Consider the following 18,752-nt stretch of genomic DNA (forward strand, 5'->3'; position numbering starts at 1 on the left):
AAATTGAAAACCACGAAAAAGACAATTTTAATCCATAGTAAAAAGAAAGACTACTTTCCTTTTTATTATGGGTTTTTGTTTTTTATTGGAAACAGGGAGGAATTGTTCCTTTTTTAATGGATAGTAATATGAAGATTTATGTTAGTTAGCAAATATTTTATAATTAAATATGATACAAATTGAAATTATGAACAATGACAATTTCCGAGAAAAATCCTGGGAATTAGAAAAGGAAATAGACAATCAAATAATTCTATCTCTAAATGAAGATGTAGAACACTTTCACGCAATGAGATTTCCTAAAAAGAAGCTTATTTGGGTTACTAACCTTAAAGAAAAAGAAATAAATTATTTGATTGAGCTCTGTCCATTAAAACATAATGAACCTGGACGAAATTTGTGTAATAAAACTTCTTTCTTTTTTGGAGGAGATGATAATTCATTATATCAATTTTCCAATATCAATATTAAAGGAATAATCAAGGAAGCATTTCAGTTTGTAAGCGGTACGGAGAAACAAGTTTTTAGAAACGAAAAATCTCATAGAGATCAAGAAATAATTGAAATTTGTGAAATAGAAAAACTTCCTTGTTCCGAATTATTGTTTATGCAAGTTAGTCATCATTCAAAATTGATATTTTTCAATTGTGTTTTCTATAATAGCAGTGAATTAGATTTTATAATTGAAACTTGGAATGATGCTGTTATAGAATTTGTCAATTGTGAATTTAAAGGAAATTTTTCTTTTAATTCAAATCAAGATTCAGTTATTATTAGACATTAAAAATGTTTCCTAACAGCGGCTAGATAAAGTTGGCGGTTATAAGTATTTAAATGAAACTTTGTACTTCTAAATTGCCATCTTCTTTTAGCCGCTAAACTTCAGGCTGTGAAAAAACTAAGTTAAAACAAGAAATTATTTGGGAGCTGTTGGAGAAAAATTTCATACGACGATTCTCAGTTACAACATTTGAGTTTATTCACAGACTGATGTTATGCGTCTTGCTAAAAGCATAAGAAAGAAATATAAAAAAAAACACAAGCCAATACTTTGCAGCACATTTGATTTTAACCAAAAACACCGACACACTTTAACAAACACGATGACGGGAAATTGAAATAACAATTAAAAAAACGAAAACAACTTGCGAAATCGTAAAATTTATTAGATGAAATCAATACTTAATAATCCCTACAGAATTGCAGGAATTCTCTCCAACAGCTCTGAAAAAGATATTTTAAAACAAAAAAGTAAAATCAAGAGATTTAGTGAAGTAGGTAAAGAAATTACTTCAGAATATGATTTTACTTTTCTTAATTCAATACAAAGAACTAATTCAGTCATTGACAAAGCCTTTTCTGATATTGAACAAAATCAGAATAAAGTAGTACATTCTTTATTTTGGTTTACAAATTTGAATACTGTTGACAATACTGCAATTCAACATTTAATAAGTGGAAATAAGAAAAAAGCTATTGAGATTTGGGATAAACTAACGGACGAAAAAGATGTTACATCTAAAAATTTTTCTGCTTTCAACAATATTGGAACGCTTTATTTATTGGAGAATTCCAAAGAAGAAATTAAACAAGGAATTACAGCCAAAATAAAACTTATAGTATCGGAGAACTTTAAAGACTTTGTTCATACGGTTGCTGATGAAACTTTTTCAATTGATAAAAATAAACAAATTGAAATATTGATTGATGAATTGCTAACGCAATTCAAAAGCAAATATTCAACTGCTGAAACAATGGAATTGTTCAGTAATTGCGATGGGATTACACAAAAGTACATTTCTAAAAAGTTTACGGAAGAGCCTATTCATAAAATTGAAACTCAAATTGAACAATGCTCTAAAAAACGTTCAAAGGACAAAAGCAATGCTTATAAATTTGGAACAGATTTATACAGTAAAACCAAAAGCGAATTAACACTTTTAAAATCTATTGTAGGAAACACCAACCTACAATACAAAATGTTAGCAGACAATATTGCTAAAGAATTACAACAATGTTCCATTGATTATTTTAATGAAAGTCAGGAACTTGAAAAAAGTAATGATTACCTAGAAGAAGCAATGAAACTTGCCAAATTAGCTGAAAGTGTAGCGGTAAATGAAGCAACTAAAAGCAAAGCTAAAGAAAACATCAGTACGCTTGAAGGAATGAAAGACAGAGAACTTAATCAAGCAATTGATATTTTAAAGTCTGTAAAAACCGCGTACGAAACGAATAAAGCAAAAATAACTAAAGAGGTTTTGGAAATGCCTATGGGTTATAACCAATCTATAAATTGGACTAAAGTAAATCAAATGATAGAACAATCATTAGATTGGAATAAGGTTGTTGAACTTATTAAAGAAACTATACCATATAGAAGTATCGAAAAAATTAAAAATACGGATAAACTTACCAAAATAACAGAATTTAAAACCTTGGTTGATTTCATACTTGGAAAATTGAATTATTCTCAAAAAAATCAAATCAAATATATCTGCTATTGGAAAACAGTTTCAACAACACAAACAACCACAAGTAGACCAACAACATCAACAACAAGTAATTCAAATAATAATGAAGGTATTCCAACTTGGCTTTATTGGGTCGGTGGTATAATACTATTAATAATTCTTTCAAAAGCGTGTAATTAAATAATCGAATAAATGAAAAAAACTATACTCATTCCCATTCTGCTTTGTGCAATAACAATTTTTGCACAAGAAAAAAATCAAGACTTGCAAAAGCAACAGCAGGAACTTGTTTCGTTAAACCAAAAACTAAACAATCAACAAGTTATAATCAGCCAGCAAAAAAATGAGCTGGCAAAACTTTCTGCGAAAACAGAAAATCAAAATAAACTAATCGACAGTCTGAAAATTGAAACAAATAAAAATGTTCAAAATATTCGAGCAATTGCAAATGATTTAGGTACAAAAATTCAACAAACAGAAACTACTGCAAAAGATAGCATTTCAAAGTTAGACAAAGACGTAAATACAAATCGTTTGTATTGGATTATCGCAACTTTAGTAACGTTACTTTTAGGTGGTGTTATATATTGGCTATTGGGCAAACGTATTGCAACGAGTAAAACTGATGTAGAAACCCAAATCAAAAACACAAAAAAATCTTTAGAAGAAGAAAGTATCAAATTAGATAGTAAACTTATTGAAGTTTTGGACACACAGCTAAAATTGAAACAAGAAGAAAAACAAATTACTTCTGCTAATTCCAATATTGAAATCGACCATTCTTTGGCTTTAAAAGTAGCTGATGAAATTGTGAGAATTCATAAAAATTTGCAACAAATGGATTCAAGCACAAAAGGATTAAAACAACTTTCTGCATCTGTACAAAGAATACAAGATAATTTCGCTTCTAACGGTTATGAATTAGTGGAAATGTTAGGGAAAGAATACAACGAAGGTATGAAAGTAATAGCGAATTTCATTCCAAGTGAAGATATTGAAACAGGAAAACAAATAATAACAAGAATTATCAAACCACAAGTAAATTATAAAGAACAAATGATTCAATCTGCTCAAATAGAAGTAAGTATTGGAGAAAAATAATATTAAAATTATGGCAAGAACAAAAATAGACTACGGTATTGACTTAGGAACAACCAATTCCGCAATTTCAAGAATTGAAAATGGAGAAGCAATCATTAAAAAAACAGACATTTTAAAAGACACTTTGCCTTCTTGTGTTTATTTTAACAAAAGAAAAGCTATACAAGTTGGAGATACTTCATACAATACTTTACGAAGAGATAAACTTGGTGCAATGAAAAATTGGGTTGATGATTCAAATGTATTCATTGAGTTCAAAAGAACAATGGGAACGGATAAAAAATATTCTAGTTCCAATTTAGGAAAAGAATTAAGTTCAGAAGAATTGTCAGCAGAGGTTTTAAAAACATTAAAATCATTTGTTGATGAAAATGTAAATGCAGTTGTGATAACCGTTCCTGCGGCTTTTGGGAATAATCAAAAAGAAGCCACTCGTGAAGCTGCAAAATTAGCTGGTTTCAATCATATAGAATTGTTACAAGAACCCGTTGCCGCTGCAATGGCTTACGGTTTAGACAGTAAAAAGAAAAATGGTTTTTGGTTGGTTTTCGATTTTGGAGGAGGAACATTTGATGCTGCTTTGCTTAAGGTCGAAGATGGTATTATGCTGGTAAAAGATACAGAAGGCGATAATTATTTAGGGGGTAAAAATTTAGATTTGGCTATCGTTGATGAAATTATTATGCCTTATATCGAACAAAATTATGCCATAGATTCTATTTTAGAAGACGATAACAAAAAACAAATTTTGCGTAATGCAATGAAATTTTACGCAGAGGAAACGAAGATTAAATTATCGTTTAACGATACGCATAATATTCTTTCTGATTTAGGTGATATTCCCGGAGAAGACGACAACGGAGATGAATTTGAATTAGACATTACAGTTACACAAACTGATATGGAAAGAGCATTAGCACCTATTTTTCAAAAAGCTATAGATATTTCTAAAAAGTTAATTGAAAGAAATAATTTAAAAGGTTCGTCTTTGGATTCTTTGATTTTAGTAGGTGGACCAACTTTTTCGCCAATAGTTAGAAAAATGTTAGAGAAACAGATTTGCAAGCCTGATACAACTGTTGACCCAATGACTGTTGTTTCTAAAGGTGCAGCCTTGTATGCCTCTACAATTGACATTTCGGAAGAAATAAAAGAGCAGACAAGAGATAAGTCGAAAATTCAAATTGAAATCGGACACGAAGCATCAACCGTAGAATTAGAAGAATTTGTAACGATTAAAATTTTGGCAGATAAAACAGAGGGAACAATTCCAAACAAAGTATTTGCTGAAATTACAAGAATCGACAAAGCTTGGTCAAGTGGAAAAGTTGAAATCAACGAAATTGGTGAAGTCATTGAAACACAATTAATAGAGGGCAAAACAAATAGTTTTGAAGTTATCCTATTTGATGATAAAGGAAATGTTTTAGAAAGCGAACCCAAACAATTTAATGTTATACAAGGTTCTAAAATTGGAAGTGCTACATTGGCATACAATATTGGTATTGAAATTAAAAAAAGAGAAACAGGCAAAATAGTTTTTGAAACGCTTAAAAATTTAGAGAAAAACAAATCTATTCCTGCAGTAGGAACAAGAAATGGGCTAAAAACCCAAAAGCAAATCCGCCCAGGAATGGATACCGACTTTATTAAAATTCCAATTTATGAAGGAGAACACGAGGCAGAAGGAACTAGAGCAATTCACAACAATCACATTAAGGATATTATCATAAGCGGAGCAGATTTACCCGCTTTATTGCCCGAAAATAGCGATGTAGATTTAACTGTAAATATTGACAGATCAGAGCAAATTACTGTAATGGCATATTTTCCTTATTTAGATTTTTCATATGAAGCGAACGTTGAAAGAACGATTCAATCTATAGAAACAAATTGGCTTTCAAATGAAATCCGAAAAGCAAAAGGAAGTGTTGAAGAATTGAAAGACGATGGAATAAACGCTGATAAAGTTCAAAAAATTGAAAATGATATTACTGAATTAGAAAAAAAATTTGACAATAGCAAAAACGATGTGGACGGTAAACAAGAAGTTTTAACAAATCTTCGTAAAACGCTTAAAACTATTGACGAATTAAGCGAAACTACAGAATGGCCAAAATTGGAAGAAGAGCTAAAAGAAGAATTTTACAGATTAGAGAAAGCTAATAAGGACTTAGGAAATGATAAAACAACTCAAATCGTAAATCAATTAAGAAACCAATTAGAGGAAGTGATTCAATCCCAGGATATTAAATTAGGTAAAGCGTTGGCAGAGGAAATACATTCTGTATTTTTTCAAATGACTTTAGTATATCAATTGATTAATTTCATTAGACAACACAATCAAAATTTTGGTTCATACCATTGGAAAGATAGCAATCGAGCAAGACAACTTTTAAATGACGGTTTACAACAAATCGGAGAAAATCCAACTACTGACGATTTACATCCTATTGTTATTGATTTAGTCAATTTATTACCAGATACAGAAAAACCAAGCGGTGATGATACTGTTTTAGTCGGATAAAAATCAAAAACTATGAAAATAAAAATAATTTCACTTTCGCTTTTAACTATAATGCTTTTAACCTCTTGTGAATCAGAACAAGCGAGAAAAGATCGATTGGCTACCGAAGAGCGCCAACAAATCGAATTAGAACATCAATTAGCTGAGAGAAATAAAGCGGAATCGATCCGATTGGAACAAGTTCGTGTAGAGCAAGAAAAAAAATCAGAAGTGGAGCGGCTCGAAAGAGAAATTATATTGGAAAAAGAACGCAAAGAAAAAGAAATCTATAACAAGTATATATCTAATTCTTTGCATACAGGTTCAACACCTTATTCAATATATTATGGCAAAAACTCATCTTGTAGTGATAATGGCTGTTCGCAAATAAAAGTAAGAACAAGTAATGCAGACGTTTTAGTAACTATAAAAAATAATGATAAAGTTGTAAGTCACTCATTTATTCAGGCAGGTGATAGTTATACATTTTCTTTCCCTAATGGCACTTACCAAGCATTTTTCTACTATGGAAAAGGATGGAATCCCGAAAAAGAAATGAAAAATGGAGCAATGAATGGAGGATTTATTTCCAGTGAGGAATTTGGAAAGGACGAACCTCAATACTTATTTAACAATGTTTTACGATATGAACTAATACTGCAACAAAACGGAAACTTTAGTACAAGTCCAAGTAATGCTGAAGAAGCTTTATAGAATGGATAAAATCAGCAAAATTGCTTTAGAATCGCTACTTTTCCTCTGCATTTTAGATATGCCTTATGGTTATTTCTAATTGGTTAGGTTTGCGGCTTTTGTTGGCTTTGGAATTTTAACTTACCATGAAAATCAACAAAGAAAACAAATCGAGTTAATAATTTTCGGAGCTATGGCATTGTTGTATCAACCGTTTTTAAAAATTATTTTAAGGCGGGAGTTGTGGAATAATATAGATGAGATTATTGAAGTAGGATTAATGGTTAGGCTTTTAAAGAAACAAAATGATGAATAAATCTATATTAACAAAAGGTCAAATTATTGACGGCAAATATTCGGTTAGCTTCTTTATGAAAAAAGGAAGCTATGCCGAAACTTATCGTGTACAAAATGAAACAAAAGAAATCAAATTTCTAAAACTTTTTGACTTCGCCAAACTGCATAGAACACAATTTACAGAAAGCGGAGAAATTTTAGAAATTGAAATGCTTAAACAAATCAAACATTCGAATTTAGTTAAGTACAACGATAGTGGAGATGTCGTAATTGACAACCAAAAATTGGCCTATGTGGTTTTAGATTTTGTAAGTGGCGAAACTCTAGCTGAAAAAATGAAACGTGAAAACACCTTGAATTTATATGAAGCAAAAAGTATCATTTTGAGTGTTTTAAATGGTTTGAATTATTTACACAACAAGCAAATCATTCATAATGACATTACGAATCAAAATATAATGTTAGATTTATCTGGGAAAGTTAATATTGCGAAAATCATAGATTTTGGATATGCTCGTTTTTTAAAACAATCCAATAAAGATTTTTTGAAAGAGGGTATAAATTTGTTTTATACAGCGAATGAAACTTTCAATAAAGTCTTTTCATGCCAAAGCGATGTTTATTCTGTGGGAGCATTGTATTATCATTTACTTACAGGCCTACCACCTTATTTTATAGAAATATCAAAATATAAATCTGGCAGAATACAATTAGAAGAAGTTATCTTAGACGAAAGAAAAAAGTCTTTAAAATTTTCTGATAAAATAGATGAGCAAACACAAAGTATAATCCGAAAAGCATTACAACCAAAAGCAGAAAACCGTTTTAAATCTGTAAAAGAATTTATTCAAACATTAAACGGAGAATTAGAGGTTGAACTTTCAATTCCTGAAGAAAAGGTTAATAAAGTTCAATCCAAAGATAATAAGAAAGGGAAAGGATTTACTTCCATTGCAGGAATGCAAGAATTAAAAAATACCATTCAATTAGATGTTATTGATGCTCTAAACCAAAAAGAACGCTATGCAGAATATGGTTTAACAATTCCAAACGGAATGTTGCTTTATGGTCCGCCAGGATGTGGGAAAACATTCTTTGCAGAGAAAATGGCAGAAGAAATTGGATTTAATTTTTATCAGATAAAACCATCTGACATTCAAAGTAAATTTGTAAATGCTTCGCAGGAAAATATCAAAAATTTGTTTGGTGAAGCAAAACAAAACGCACCAAGTATAATTTTCATAGACGAATTAGACGCACTTGTTCCAAATAGAGATACAGCTAACATTAGCCATATGAACACAAGTGTTGTCAATGAATTTTTAGCACAAATGAATAATTGTGGAGATGACGGTATTTTTATAATCGGTGCTACAAATAGACCAAATGCTATTGACCCAGCAATTTTACGTTCAGGAAGAGTAGATAAACATATTTATTTGCCACCGCCTGACTTTGAAGCCCGAAAATTGATTTTTCAATTGTACTTAAAAAAGCGACCAACAGAAATTGGTCTGAATTATGAAGAATTAGCCATGGCAACAGAAAACTATGTTTCAAGCGACATTAAATTTTTATGTGATGAAGCTTCAAGAAAAGCATTAAAAGACAGTTTAAGAATTACAAAATCAATTGTATTGGAAACAATCAGAAGCAACAAACCATCAATTTCTTTGCAGGAGTTAAACAGCTACCTAGTAATCAAAGCTAAAATGGAAGGGGAGAACAACAACACTAACGACAAATCAAGTATTGGATTTAGGACATAAAAACTAACCACAAAATGTAAAATTGCAATAAGAGCTTACTCTTCTAAAGTATCAAAGACCCAAATGAAAAGCTTAATAACTTAACAAGGATAAGAATGAATGTATAACAAGGTTTTGCCATATTTGGAATTTTAGTAGCTTTAATGTTTCAAAGTGTATTTTTGTTTAGCAAAAAACAATCGGTCTCAAAACTCACAAGTATAAAGCGTGAGACGATACAGTAATAATTTAAAAACCAACTAAATATGTATATTTCGGGAATTCCTGACGAAATTTTTAAATATAATAATTCTGAATCAGATAAATTATCTGGCTTAACTCCAAATCAAACTCATGAATTAATTTATAATCCGCTGGGTGAAAATTCTTGTATTAAGTTTAGTAGTACAATTAATTCTGAGATACTTGATGAAATTCCTTTTTTTAGAATTTCAGAAGAGTTACTGAAAATTATAAAACGAGATGGATTTATAAAACTCACGCCACTAGGGGCACTTCCAAAAAAAATACTTATTGAATTATATGATTTTAGATTTATTGTTGACGAACACATCGAATCTGGAATTAACAAACTTTATAGAGAAGACGTATGTGTTCCAATAAAGACCGCTAGAATTGTATGTGAATCGACAAATCTTGTCAAAAAGACTAAGGGGAAATTATTGCTTACAAAAAATGGCGAAAGATGTTTAAAAAACGAAAATCGTGTTGAACTTTTTAAAATAATTTTTTTGATTTTTTCAGAAAAATTTAATTGGGCTTACAACGACGGTTACACAAAAGAACCAGTTGGACAATATGGCTATTTATTTTCAATTTACTTATTGAAAAAATTTGGCGACAAAGAAAACTCAACTAACTATTTTGCTGAAAAGTACCTACAAGTTTTTGAAAAGTTCATCACCTATTTTAATGAAGACTATTCGACTCCCGAGAAACTATTCAATAGCTGTTACACTTTAAGAACTTTTGAAAGATTTACCGAATGGTTTGGATTAACAAAGTTAAGCGGAAAGAATAGCTATTTTGATCTTGAAAATGCTAAAATTACTAAAACAATATTATTTGAAAAGATATTTATTCTTGAATAAAAATTACTAATGCCAACACTTTTTTCTCTAAGTTAATGTGATCACCTAATTGAGATGGTTACTATAAGAAGAATTAAATAGTTAAAAGAATATAAAAATGCAGAAATTACTAACGGTAATGGCAATTGTAAATACGGTTATTATTGCACTTTTTTCATATTTAACGGTTTTCATGTCTAATAATCAAATAGGTGCAACTGAAAAATTTGCAGGAGCAGTTATTTTAAGTTGTCTTTTAGGAAGTGTAGTTACTAAAATCATAAAACAAAAATTTTGGATTATTATACTGTCCTTACTATTCGATTTTATACTAATTACATTTTTATACAACATAACAGACTATAGTTCAATTTATGAATTTATTCAAAGCTTGTTTAATATAGCAACACATGTAGTACTTTTTATATATTTATATTTAATTTTTTACTACGTTTATAAGTTTAAACAAATACTTAAAAAACGAACCAATTACCTAGTTTAAAAAAACGAACTAATTATGAAGATGTCCAAAAATGTTTATTTAGGCTTAGCCATATTATTTTTAATCTCTTTTATCTATTCCTTATTTGATACAAGAACTACCCACGAACTATTGTTTTGGGAAGTAAATATTTGGGTATATCGTTTTTTTCGCTTGGCTGTTGCTGTATTATTTATGAAAACGTATTTGGACAAGAGAAAAGACGAGAATGTAAACTAGTAATTGATTTAAAAACTATCTACCTCATTAAAAAAAATAGAAATTAAAACACAAATATGAAAAAATGGATCTTATTTACTTTCATGCTACTATATAGCATATTCTCTTTTTCTCAATCTTTAGAAAAAAGAGCGGCAATAGAAACCTGCAATTGTTTGGCGGATTATAATAGGCCTTCTGAAAAAAACTTTAGTGAATGTATTGGGAATTCATTTGCAAAAACTTTTATGGAAGAAAAGGATGAGAAAATTAGAGAAAAAGCTAATACAGTGGAAGGGATTACTACAATAATGCGAGAGATTAAGGCTCTTTTACCTGAAACTTGCAACGTTGTAAAAGAAGAAAAAATTAAGGCTAAGAGAGAGGTGCATTACGCTGATTCGGATAATCAAAGTGCGGCGAATTATTATACAATGGCCAAAGACATGATGATTACGGGCAAATACGAGTTGGCCATTGAAGGTTTTCAATTGGCAATTAAAGAAGACAAAAATTATGTTCTTGCCTATGATGATATGGCTGCTTGTTACCGTAAGCTTGACGATTATGACAATGCTATAAAATATTATAAAAAATCACTAGTAATTTATCCTGAGGGAAACTTTTCATTAATGAATATTGCTGTTGTGTATTCTTTAAAATCCGATTTTAAAAACTCGGTTCGTTATTATGAAAAACTCATCGATTATGAACCGAATAATGCAGAGGGGTATTATGGAGCAGGAAAAGCCTATTTTGGTTTAAAAGAATATGAAAAAGCATTGGATAATATTTTTAAGGCACACCGCATTTACACTAATGAAAATTCAGATTACAAAGCGGACTCTGAAAAAATTATGGCAATGATGTATCAAAAGTTAAAAGCGGAAGATAAAGAAGCTTTATTTATAAAAATAGCAGAAAGTAATAATATAAAATTAAACTAAAATAACTACCGTAAATAAATGAAAACAAGCAAGCACATCTCTTGTCATATTACAGTATTACTACTCTTTATCCACTGCAATTTGTTTGCACAAAAAAAGATCTATTATGCTGCCTTTATAGATAGTTTGATCAAAACTACTGATGTTAGAACGTTTAATGGAGTGATTGCGATAGCCGAAAACGGTATCTTGAAATATACTAAAGCGTATGGTTTTTCGAATTTAGAAAAGAAAACGCCCTTAAAAATGCAAGATAATTTCGAAATCATGTCTAATTCGAAACAAATAACAGCAGCATTACTTTTAAGAGAAGTTGATAAAGGTAAGGTTGATTTGCAAGCACCTATAAAAACTTATTTGCCTTATTTAACGCAATCTTGGGCTGATACAGTTACAGTTCATCAATTGCTGAACCACACGCACGGAATTGAGGCTATAGACAAGCCGTTATTATTCAAACCTGGAACTAGTTTTAAATATGGAAATTTCTCTAATGTACTTTTAGGGAAAATTATCGCTTTTTCGAGTAAAAAAACCTATAATCAAATGGCTGATTCATTGTTTAAAGCACTAAAAATGAAACATACTTTTGCTTATGTAAAAGATAAAAACAAACCTATTGTAACGGGTTACAAAAACAAAGACGGTGTTTTCACGAAAGTAGAAACGTCACAAATAAATCCCGATTCTACTCCCGCTGACGGTATCATTACCACCGCAGAAGATTTGGTGATTTGGAATTCCAACTTGCATGAGGGTAAAATTTTAAAACCAGAAACTTATAAATTGATGGTGAGTGAAACCGTTTTAGCACAACACAATTCCTTTGGGAAAGAAAAATGTGGTTACGGCTATGGGATTCGAGTAAATAATAATGGAAAAACAAAATACATAGGACACACTGGCTTGGGTGATGGTTTTGCGTCTTTAAACATTTATTTTCCTAAAAATAAAATTAGTGTTGTAGTTTTGGAAAATCAAATGAACGACAAACTAGAGTTAGCGTATTATTTTGGTAATCAAGTAAAAGAGATTATTTTAAAACTAGAGGATAAAAAATAAGATGATAAGGAAAACTTTTTATACTAATTGCTTGCTGTTTTTATTTCTAAGCATTGTTGCTACTGGACAAACAGTAAAAAACGAATTAAAAATTACGCCAATTACAACTGATTTTTATGTTTACAGCAGCTACAAAATGTTTGGTACTAAAAAACAAGATGCTAATGCCATGTATGTTGTTACTACTGCTGGTGTAGTACTTATTGACTCGCCATGGGATGATTTTCCTTATCAAAATTTATTAGACAGCATTGAATCGCGCCACCATAAAAAAGTAATTATGGCAATAGCCACCCATTCTCACGAAGACAGAACATCAGGATTGGATTTTTATAAACAACACGGAATCAAAACCTACACGACCAATTTGACTGATAAGATTTCGATTAAAAAGAACCAGCCTAAAGCGCAATTTTTGATACAAAAAGATACTGTTTTTACGGTTGGCGATAAAACTTTTGAAACATATTATGCCGGTCCAGGACATACAAAAGATAATATTGTTATTTGGTTCAACGACCAAAAAGTACTTTATGGAGGTTGCCTTGTAAAAAGTATCGATGCAAGAGATTTAGAGTATGTTGGGGAAGCAAATGTCCCGCAATGGCCAAAAACGATAAAAAAAGTGCAAGCTAAATTTCAAGATCCCAAATACATCATAACGGGGCACCACGATTGGACTAGCACAAAAGCTTTAGACCATACTTTATATTTATTAGAGGAAAATAATAAGAAAAGGAAGTAGGAGCAATACCTTTTATTTAAATCTCGATTGTTTCAATTTACATTTAAAGAATAAAGCGGGAATTTAAATTGTGATTTCTATTGTAAAGACAATATCTTTGGATCCAAATAAAAAAAAAGCATACAATGACAACTCATCTCGCCTTATTACGTGGTATCAATGTTTCAGGACACAACATGATTAAAATGGATGCCTTGCAAAAAATGCTAGAAAACATGGGATTTACTAATGTGGCTACCTACATACAATCAGGAAATGTTTTTGTGACTAGTGAAGAACCAGATGCTGCTACGGTGGGTTTTAAAATCAAACAAGAGATTTTTAAGGAATTTGGTTATGATGTACCTGCTATAGTCTTGGGAATGGAGGATTTGCAAAACTGCTTTTCAAATAATCCTTTTTTGAAAGAAAAAGAAGCCGACTTAAAAAAATTATACGTGGCTTTTGTATCAAAAGAGTTACGAAGTGACAACATCAACGACTTAAAAATTAGTCAGTTCAAGCCAGACGAAGCACAAATTGATAAAAACAAAATTTTTATTAAATATGCGGTAGGTGCTGGAAAAACAAGGCTAGATCAAAAATACATAGAGAAAAAATTAAACCTTACAGCTACTATTAGAAACTGGAATACCGTTACTAACTTGTTGAAAATGTATGAAGACAGTAAAGTGAGCTAATAGTAATTATTAATTTATCTGAAAGCGCTTAAGAAATTAACTTAAGTGCTTTTTTATTATTTTTCAAGTAAATCACAATACCAAAACCCATAATCAAACGCATCAGTAGCACTAGTATCACAGGCTGTGTCTGAGCTATCTACTTTTTCGGGTTTTTCATATTTACGGTAAACAATTTCACCTATTTCAAAATTTATTGGATATGAAAATAAAGGACCATCAAAAGTAAATGTATGGAACTCTCCATTTTCACCACAAACATCAACATTTTCAGGCAAATCATTGAGGAATTCTTGATCAATAATTCTGCCAACAAAATTTTTGTCGAGATAACGTTCGTTGACACAAACCACAATGGTTTTAAAACCCAAACTGATAAATTCCTGAATTATATCATGTGTAGGGATTTTCCATAGCGGAAAAATACCTTCAAAATCGAGCGTTGCTAACTTGTCTTCTCGATATTTGCGTAGGTCTTCAAGGAAAATATCTCCAAAAATGGAGTGAGTAATACCTTGTTGTTTAAGTTTACTCAGTGTATTTGACATTACGGTTTCATAAACTTCCATTGTGGGCATTTCAGGAATTTGCATGATTTCGAGAGGCAATCCAATACTTTTTGCCTGTTGCTGTAACAATTCTACGCGAACACCGTGCATAGAAATGCGCTGAAACTGCTCATTAACACTCGTTAGCAGTGTGCAAATTTCAATTTCAGGATTCTGTAGGGTTTTGTATAATGCTAAAGCGGAATCTTTACCGCTACTCCAATTAAATAAGGCTTTCTTTTTCAATTTATTGTTGTTGAATTTGGTTGTAAACGTACAAAAAAAGTACTGTTTTTATAACAAGCCGTGACTTCTAATACTAAATATTTGTAACTTTGACGACAATATATTGACAATAGCGTTATTACAAAACAACTATAAAATAACCTCTAAGCAATTGAAAAATTGGGATTCTTAAAGTGAACAAATTTATTTTAGCACTTTAAAAACTAAGGAATTATAATTAATTTGATAGCAATCATTGTTATTGTACTAATAATCCTAAAAAAAAATGGCGTTACGATACTATAAAACCTCCTATAAATGAAATACCTTTTATTATTATTATCTACTGTGGCATTTGCACAACAAAGTCAGTCAGTCGATTTTAAGTCGGTTACGGGACAAATTAGAGTAAACGCCAAGGAGAAATCAGTTTCTGGGTCGGTCAATTACATTGTAGAAGTCTTACAACCTATAGACACGATTAAAATTGATGCACAAAACATGACCTTTACTAATGTGGAGTTGAATCAAGCGCAGCTACTTTTTGAAAATAATGAAAAACAATTGCTACTGATTTTTCCGTTCCAAAAAGGAAAATACGAGATTAGTTTTAATTATTTGGCTCAGCCAAAACAAGCTTTGTACTTTGTAGGATCAGAAGAAAAAGACAATTTACAAATCTGGACACAAGGACAAGGACGTTATACAAGTAATTGGTTTCCAAGTTTTGATGATGTCAATGAAAAATTAGTTTTTGGTCTTGAAGTAGTTGTCGATGAAAAGTATCAGGTAGTTTCTAACGGAGTTTTAGATTCTAAAATTACCAGCGAAGGATTGAATCATTGGAAATATCAAATGAAAAAACCAATGAGTTCTTACTTATTGATGCTTTCCATAGGTAAATTTGATAAACACATTGAAAAATCAAAGTCGGGAATTCCTTTAGAATACTATATTGAACCAAAAGACACAGCTAATTACGAAACGACTTACCGCTACAGTACAGCAATGTTTAATTTTTTAGAAAAAGCAATAGGAGTGAAGTATCCTTGGGAAGTATACCGACAAATTCCGGTTCGAGATTTTTTGTATGCTGGAATGGAGAATACCACAGCAACACTATTTTCAAGCAGGTATGTGGTAGATGCTATAGGATTTGAAGACCGTAGTTATACCAATGTCAATGCACATGAATTAGCACATCAATGGTTTGGTGATTTGATTACTGCACAAAGTGGTAAGCACCACTGGTTACAAGAAGGATTTGCAACCTACTATGCTTTATTAGCTGAGCGTGAACTATATGGAGACGATTATTTTTATTACAAATTATACGAGTCAGCCCAACAAATAAAATACGCTTCTCGAACAGATAGTATTCCGGTTTTGAATGCCAAAGCAAGTTCGTTAAGCTTTTATCAAAAAGGGGCTTGGGCACTTTTTGTTTTGAATGAATCATTAGGGGATAAAAAATTTAAAAAAGCAATTTGTAATTATTTAAAAAAGTACCGCTATCAAACAGTAGAAACAGATGATTTTTTTAACGAAATTAAAAAAACAGCTGATTTTGATACTACAGATTTTAGTAAAGTATGGCTTGAATCAACTACCTTTAATACATCACAAGCCAATGACTTACTATTGTCTAACAAAATGATAAAAACCCTTTTTGAAGTTGAAAAGCTTAAAAAAAATCCATTGATAGATAAAGAAAAGTTTTTTGTTGAAGTGTTGCAATCTAATGTTTATTTTGAAGTAAAAATAGCCGTCGTTAACCAATTAAGAAACGAGAAATTTGAAGCTAAAAAAGCATTATTACAATTGGCTCTAGCCACAAATAACGTTCAAGTTAGGCAAGCCGTAGCGAGTTCATTGTCTAAAATTCCGGAAGAATTTAGAAAGGCATACGAGACTTTACTAAATGATGAATCGTATCAAACACAAGAATTAGCATTGTATTATTTGTGGAATAACTTTCCTGAAAAACGGGTTGCTTATTTAGAAGAGTCCAAAGACTGGATTGGTTTCAATGATTACAATCTCAAAACATTATGGCTCTCATTAGCCTTATCAACACAAGAATATGATATAGATAAATCTGTTTTAATAACTGAATTAATCAATTATTCTTCAATTAATTATGAGGCAACTACACGGCAAAACGCGCTAGAAAAACTCCTTGCTTTTAAGTTGCTCAATGATCAAGTTTTAGAAAATTTAGTCAATGCAACAACGCACCATATGTGGCAGTTTTCAAAATTTGGTAGAGACAACATCCGTTTGTTGCTTAAAAATCCCGAAATGGTGGTTTCTTTTCAAAGAATATTACCCAATCTAAACGAAAAGGAACAATTTCAGCTAAACCGTTTGCTTCTTGAGTTGAAACCGTAAAAAATAAAATAATAAAAAGGGCCTTCAATTAATTTTAAATTTAGTTAAAGGCACTTTTTATTTACTGATTACCAGAGTTGGTTTACTTCATTTTTTATAAAAGATAAAGCAGCACCACTAGGAGATGTTTTATCAAATAAAGAAGTCAATATCTCTTCACGTAAGGCATCAGCATTAGTAACCGAATCTTTTTTTGTTGCCAAACGAATCATTTGTATGGTTGCATTTTTGGCAGCCAAAATAATCGACCAGCATTCTTCGCTAATGTATATTTGTTGGGATAAATTGTGTTCAAATTCTTGTTCAATTTGTGCTACAACATAATTTTGATATTCGTTTTTATCATCAGATATAGGCGTTACGCGCACCATGAGTTGCGAAGGATTTATACGCTCCATGAACAATGTCATGCGCTCGTAAGCTTGTAAACGCAAAGGTAAAGTCGCAGCTTGATTGTCTTTTTGCAACATCCATCGACGTGTATTTTGTTGGTCTTTAAAATGCGAATCGAATAAAAAATAAGCAACTGCTCCTGTAATTATTGAAGGAATTGTATAAGCAAGTATGTTTGTAATAATAGTAGAATCCATAATTTTTTTTTAGAGAAACAAAAATATACTTTTTGGTTGAAATTCATAACGTTTATAGTGTTATTTAGATTGTTGAGTTGTATTTTTGTCAATTGTCCTCATTTTCTAATTGCATTTTCAATTTTTTACATTTTCATGGAAAACTATATCCTATTATTTCTTTGCATCGCAGCATTTGTAGCTGGTTTTATAGATGCAATTGTTGGTGGGGGCGGACTTATTCAAACACCAGCGGGTTTGATTTTCTTGCCTAATTTGCCTGTTTCAACAGTTATTGGTACCCTGAAAATCCCTGCTTTTAGCGGAACTTCTTTTGCTGCTTATCAGTATTTAAAGAAGGTAAATATGAACTGGAAATTACTTCTTATCATGATGGCATTAGCCATGCCGTCAGCCTTTTTAGGGTCTACTTTATTGACCTATATGAGCAATGATTTCATGAAGCCGCTGCTGCTTTTTATACTCTCCTTACTAGCGATTTATACGTATGCAAAGAAAAACTTTGGTCAACATGTAGCTAAAAATATTTCAGATAGAACGTTAGTGTTAAATGCCGTACTAATTAGTTTTATAGTGGGTTTTTATGATGGCTTTATTGGTCCTGGTACGGGAAGTTTTTTTGTAGTTGCTTTTATTGCGTTAATGGGGTTTGATTTTCTTCATGCTTCTGCAAATGCTAAAATGGTCAACTTGGCAACTAATTTTGGTTCCATTTGTCTGTTTGCTTTAAAAGGTAAAATTATTTGGGCTATTGCTTTACCCATGGCTGCTTGCAATGCATTAGGCGGTTGGTTAGGAGCTAAACTGGCGATTAATAAAGGAAACGGTTTTATCCGAATTTTCTTTTTAGTTGTGGTTGTTGGAACATTAATTCGTTTTGCGTACGATGTTTTTTGGAACAAATAAAAAAATAGTACGAGCTAATAATCTTGAAGTATTTAGCACGGATTACTT

At 31.0% G+C, this 18,752-nt stretch carries 17 protein-coding genes; 15 read left to right on the forward strand and 2 right to left on the reverse strand.

Translation table 11 applies throughout. The annotated features are described in order from the left end of the window. The first annotated feature begins 169 nt into the window (after positions 1 to 169). The 13 genes from HNP99_RS05620 (at position 170) to HNP99_RS05675 (ending at position 14,044) form a co-directional block, all read left to right on the forward strand. Positions 170 to 784, forward strand: coding sequence for a hypothetical protein (locus tag HNP99_RS05620; RefSeq protein WP_173852171.1), 615 nt, complete (start codon positions 170 to 172; stop codon positions 782 to 784). Between the two features lie 385 nt (positions 785 to 1,169). Then, entirely contained in the window at positions 1,170 to 2,654 is a 1,485-nt protein-coding gene (locus HNP99_RS05625) for a hypothetical protein (protein ID WP_173852173.1), read from the forward strand. 12 nt (positions 2,655 to 2,666) lie between these two features. Continuing rightward, positions 2,667 to 3,575 carry a type VII secretion EssA family protein gene (locus HNP99_RS05630; RefSeq protein WP_173852175.1) on the forward strand — a complete coding sequence of 303 codons (909 nt, stop codon included), beginning with the start codon at positions 2,667 to 2,669 and terminating at the stop codon, positions 3,573 to 3,575. 10 nt (positions 3,576 to 3,585) lie between these two features. Then, the gene (locus tag HNP99_RS05635; RefSeq protein ID WP_173852177.1) at positions 3,586 to 6,102 is read left to right on the forward strand and encodes an Hsp70 family protein; all 2,517 of its coding nucleotides are present in this window, start codon (positions 3,586 to 3,588) and stop codon (positions 6,100 to 6,102) included. A gap of 12 nt (positions 6,103 to 6,114) precedes the next feature. Next, the gene (locus tag HNP99_RS05640) at positions 6,115 to 6,795 is read left to right on the forward strand and encodes a hypothetical protein (RefSeq protein WP_173852178.1); all 681 of its coding nucleotides are present in this window, start codon (positions 6,115 to 6,117) and stop codon (positions 6,793 to 6,795) included. 79 nt (positions 6,796 to 6,874) lie between these two features. Next, entirely contained in the window at positions 6,875 to 7,090 is a 216-nt protein-coding gene (locus HNP99_RS17840; RefSeq protein WP_371810444.1) for a DUF6804 family protein, read from the forward strand. Next, on the forward strand, positions 7,080 to 8,840 hold the full coding sequence (locus HNP99_RS05645; protein WP_254596827.1) for an AAA family ATPase: 1,761 nt from the start codon (positions 7,080 to 7,082) through the stop codon (positions 8,838 to 8,840). Before HNP99_RS17840 ends, HNP99_RS05645 begins: the two co-directional genes overlap by 11 nt. 245 nt (positions 8,841 to 9,085) lie before the next feature. After that, the gene (locus tag HNP99_RS05650; protein WP_173852181.1) at positions 9,086 to 9,931 is read left to right on the forward strand and encodes a hypothetical protein; all 846 of its coding nucleotides are present in this window, start codon (positions 9,086 to 9,088) and stop codon (positions 9,929 to 9,931) included. Positions 9,932 to 10,028: 97 nt separating this feature from the next. Beyond that, a complete protein-coding gene (locus HNP99_RS05655) occupies positions 10,029 to 10,412 on the forward strand; it encodes a hypothetical protein (RefSeq protein ID WP_173852182.1) in 384 nt (127 codons plus the stop codon). Positions 10,413 to 10,687: 275 nt separating this feature from the next. Further along, complete coding sequence (locus HNP99_RS05660) at positions 10,688 to 11,557, forward strand: tetratricopeptide repeat protein (RefSeq protein ID WP_173852184.1); 870 nt, start codon at positions 10,688 to 10,690, stop codon at positions 11,555 to 11,557. A gap of 18 nt (positions 11,558 to 11,575) precedes the next feature. Next, positions 11,576 to 12,619 carry a serine hydrolase domain-containing protein gene (locus tag HNP99_RS05665; RefSeq protein ID WP_173852186.1) on the forward strand — a complete coding sequence of 348 codons (1,044 nt, stop codon included), beginning with the start codon at positions 11,576 to 11,578 and terminating at the stop codon, positions 12,617 to 12,619. 1 nt (position 12,620) lies between these two features. After that, positions 12,621 to 13,364 carry a BlaB/IND/MUS family subclass B1 metallo-beta-lactamase gene (gene bla, locus HNP99_RS05670; RefSeq protein ID WP_173852188.1) on the forward strand — a complete coding sequence of 248 codons (744 nt, stop codon included), beginning with the start codon at positions 12,621 to 12,623 and terminating at the stop codon, positions 13,362 to 13,364. A 125-nt stretch (positions 13,365 to 13,489) separates the two neighbouring features. After that, the gene (locus HNP99_RS05675; RefSeq protein ID WP_173852190.1) at positions 13,490 to 14,044 is read left to right on the forward strand and encodes a DUF1697 domain-containing protein; all 555 of its coding nucleotides are present in this window, start codon (positions 13,490 to 13,492) and stop codon (positions 14,042 to 14,044) included. 56 nt (positions 14,045 to 14,100) lie between these two features. Here HNP99_RS05675 and HNP99_RS05680 read toward each other — a convergent pair whose 3' ends face one another. Beyond that, the gene (locus HNP99_RS05680; protein ID WP_173852192.1) at positions 14,101 to 14,838 is read right to left on the reverse strand and encodes a Dph6-related ATP pyrophosphatase; all 738 of its coding nucleotides are present in this window, start codon (positions 14,836 to 14,838) and stop codon (positions 14,101 to 14,103) included. Positions 14,839 to 15,135: 297 nt separating this feature from the next. Here HNP99_RS05680 and HNP99_RS05685 point away from each other — a divergent pair, with 297 nt between their 5' ends. Beyond that, a complete protein-coding gene (locus HNP99_RS05685) occupies positions 15,136 to 17,208 on the forward strand; it encodes a M1 family metallopeptidase (protein WP_173852194.1) in 2,073 nt (690 codons plus the stop codon). Positions 17,209 to 17,276: 68 nt separating this feature from the next. Here HNP99_RS05685 and HNP99_RS05690 read toward each other — a convergent pair whose 3' ends face one another. Further along, positions 17,277 to 17,798, reverse strand: a complete 522-nt coding sequence (locus HNP99_RS05690) for a DUF7935 family protein (protein ID WP_173852196.1) — start codon at positions 17,796 to 17,798, stop codon at positions 17,277 to 17,279. A 135-nt stretch (positions 17,799 to 17,933) separates the two neighbouring features. On the opposite strand from HNP99_RS05690, the gene HNP99_RS05695 reads away from it, so the two are divergent. Then, positions 17,934 to 18,704 carry a sulfite exporter TauE/SafE family protein gene (locus HNP99_RS05695; RefSeq protein ID WP_173852198.1) on the forward strand — a complete coding sequence of 257 codons (771 nt, stop codon included), beginning with the start codon at positions 17,934 to 17,936 and terminating at the stop codon, positions 18,702 to 18,704. Positions 18,705 to 18,752: the final 48 nt, after the last annotated feature.

Source organism: Flavobacterium gelidicaeli, assembly GCF_013294005.1.
Classification (GTDB): domain Bacteria; phylum Bacteroidota; class Bacteroidia; order Flavobacteriales; family Flavobacteriaceae; genus Flavobacterium.

Coding starts and splice junctions, on each gene's coding strand:
- HNP99_RS05620 (WP_173852171.1), top strand. CDS start 170: ATGATACAAATTGAAATTATGAACAATGACAATTTCCGAGAAAAATCC.
- HNP99_RS05625 (WP_173852173.1), top strand. CDS start 1,170: ATGAAATCAATACTTAATAATCCCTACAGAATTGCAGGAATTCTCTCC.
- HNP99_RS05630 (WP_173852175.1), top strand. CDS start 2,667: ATGAAAAAAACTATACTCATTCCCATTCTGCTTTGTGCAATAACAATT.
- HNP99_RS05635 (WP_173852177.1), top strand. CDS start 3,586: ATGGCAAGAACAAAAATAGACTACGGTATTGACTTAGGAACAACCAAT.
- HNP99_RS05640 (WP_173852178.1), top strand. CDS start 6,115: ATGAAAATAAAAATAATTTCACTTTCGCTTTTAACTATAATGCTTTTA.
- HNP99_RS05645 (WP_254596827.1), top strand. CDS start 7,080: ATGATGAATAAATCTATATTAACAAAAGGTCAAATTATTGACGGCAAA.
- HNP99_RS05650 (WP_173852181.1), top strand. CDS start 9,086: ATGTATATTTCGGGAATTCCTGACGAAATTTTTAAATATAATAATTCT.
- HNP99_RS05655 (WP_173852182.1), top strand. CDS start 10,029: ATGCAGAAATTACTAACGGTAATGGCAATTGTAAATACGGTTATTATT.
- HNP99_RS05660 (WP_173852184.1), top strand. CDS start 10,688: ATGAAAAAATGGATCTTATTTACTTTCATGCTACTATATAGCATATTC.
- HNP99_RS05665 (WP_173852186.1), top strand. CDS start 11,576: ATGAAAACAAGCAAGCACATCTCTTGTCATATTACAGTATTACTACTC.
- bla (WP_173852188.1), top strand. CDS start 12,621: ATGATAAGGAAAACTTTTTATACTAATTGCTTGCTGTTTTTATTTCTA.
- HNP99_RS05675 (WP_173852190.1), top strand. CDS start 13,490: ATGACAACTCATCTCGCCTTATTACGTGGTATCAATGTTTCAGGACAC.
- HNP99_RS05685 (WP_173852194.1), top strand. CDS start 15,136: ATGAAATACCTTTTATTATTATTATCTACTGTGGCATTTGCACAACAA.
- HNP99_RS05690 (WP_173852196.1), bottom strand. CDS start 17,798: ATGGATTCTACTATTATTACAAACATACTTGCTTATACAATTCCTTCA.
- HNP99_RS05695 (WP_173852198.1), top strand. CDS start 17,934: ATGGAAAACTATATCCTATTATTTCTTTGCATCGCAGCATTTGTAGCT.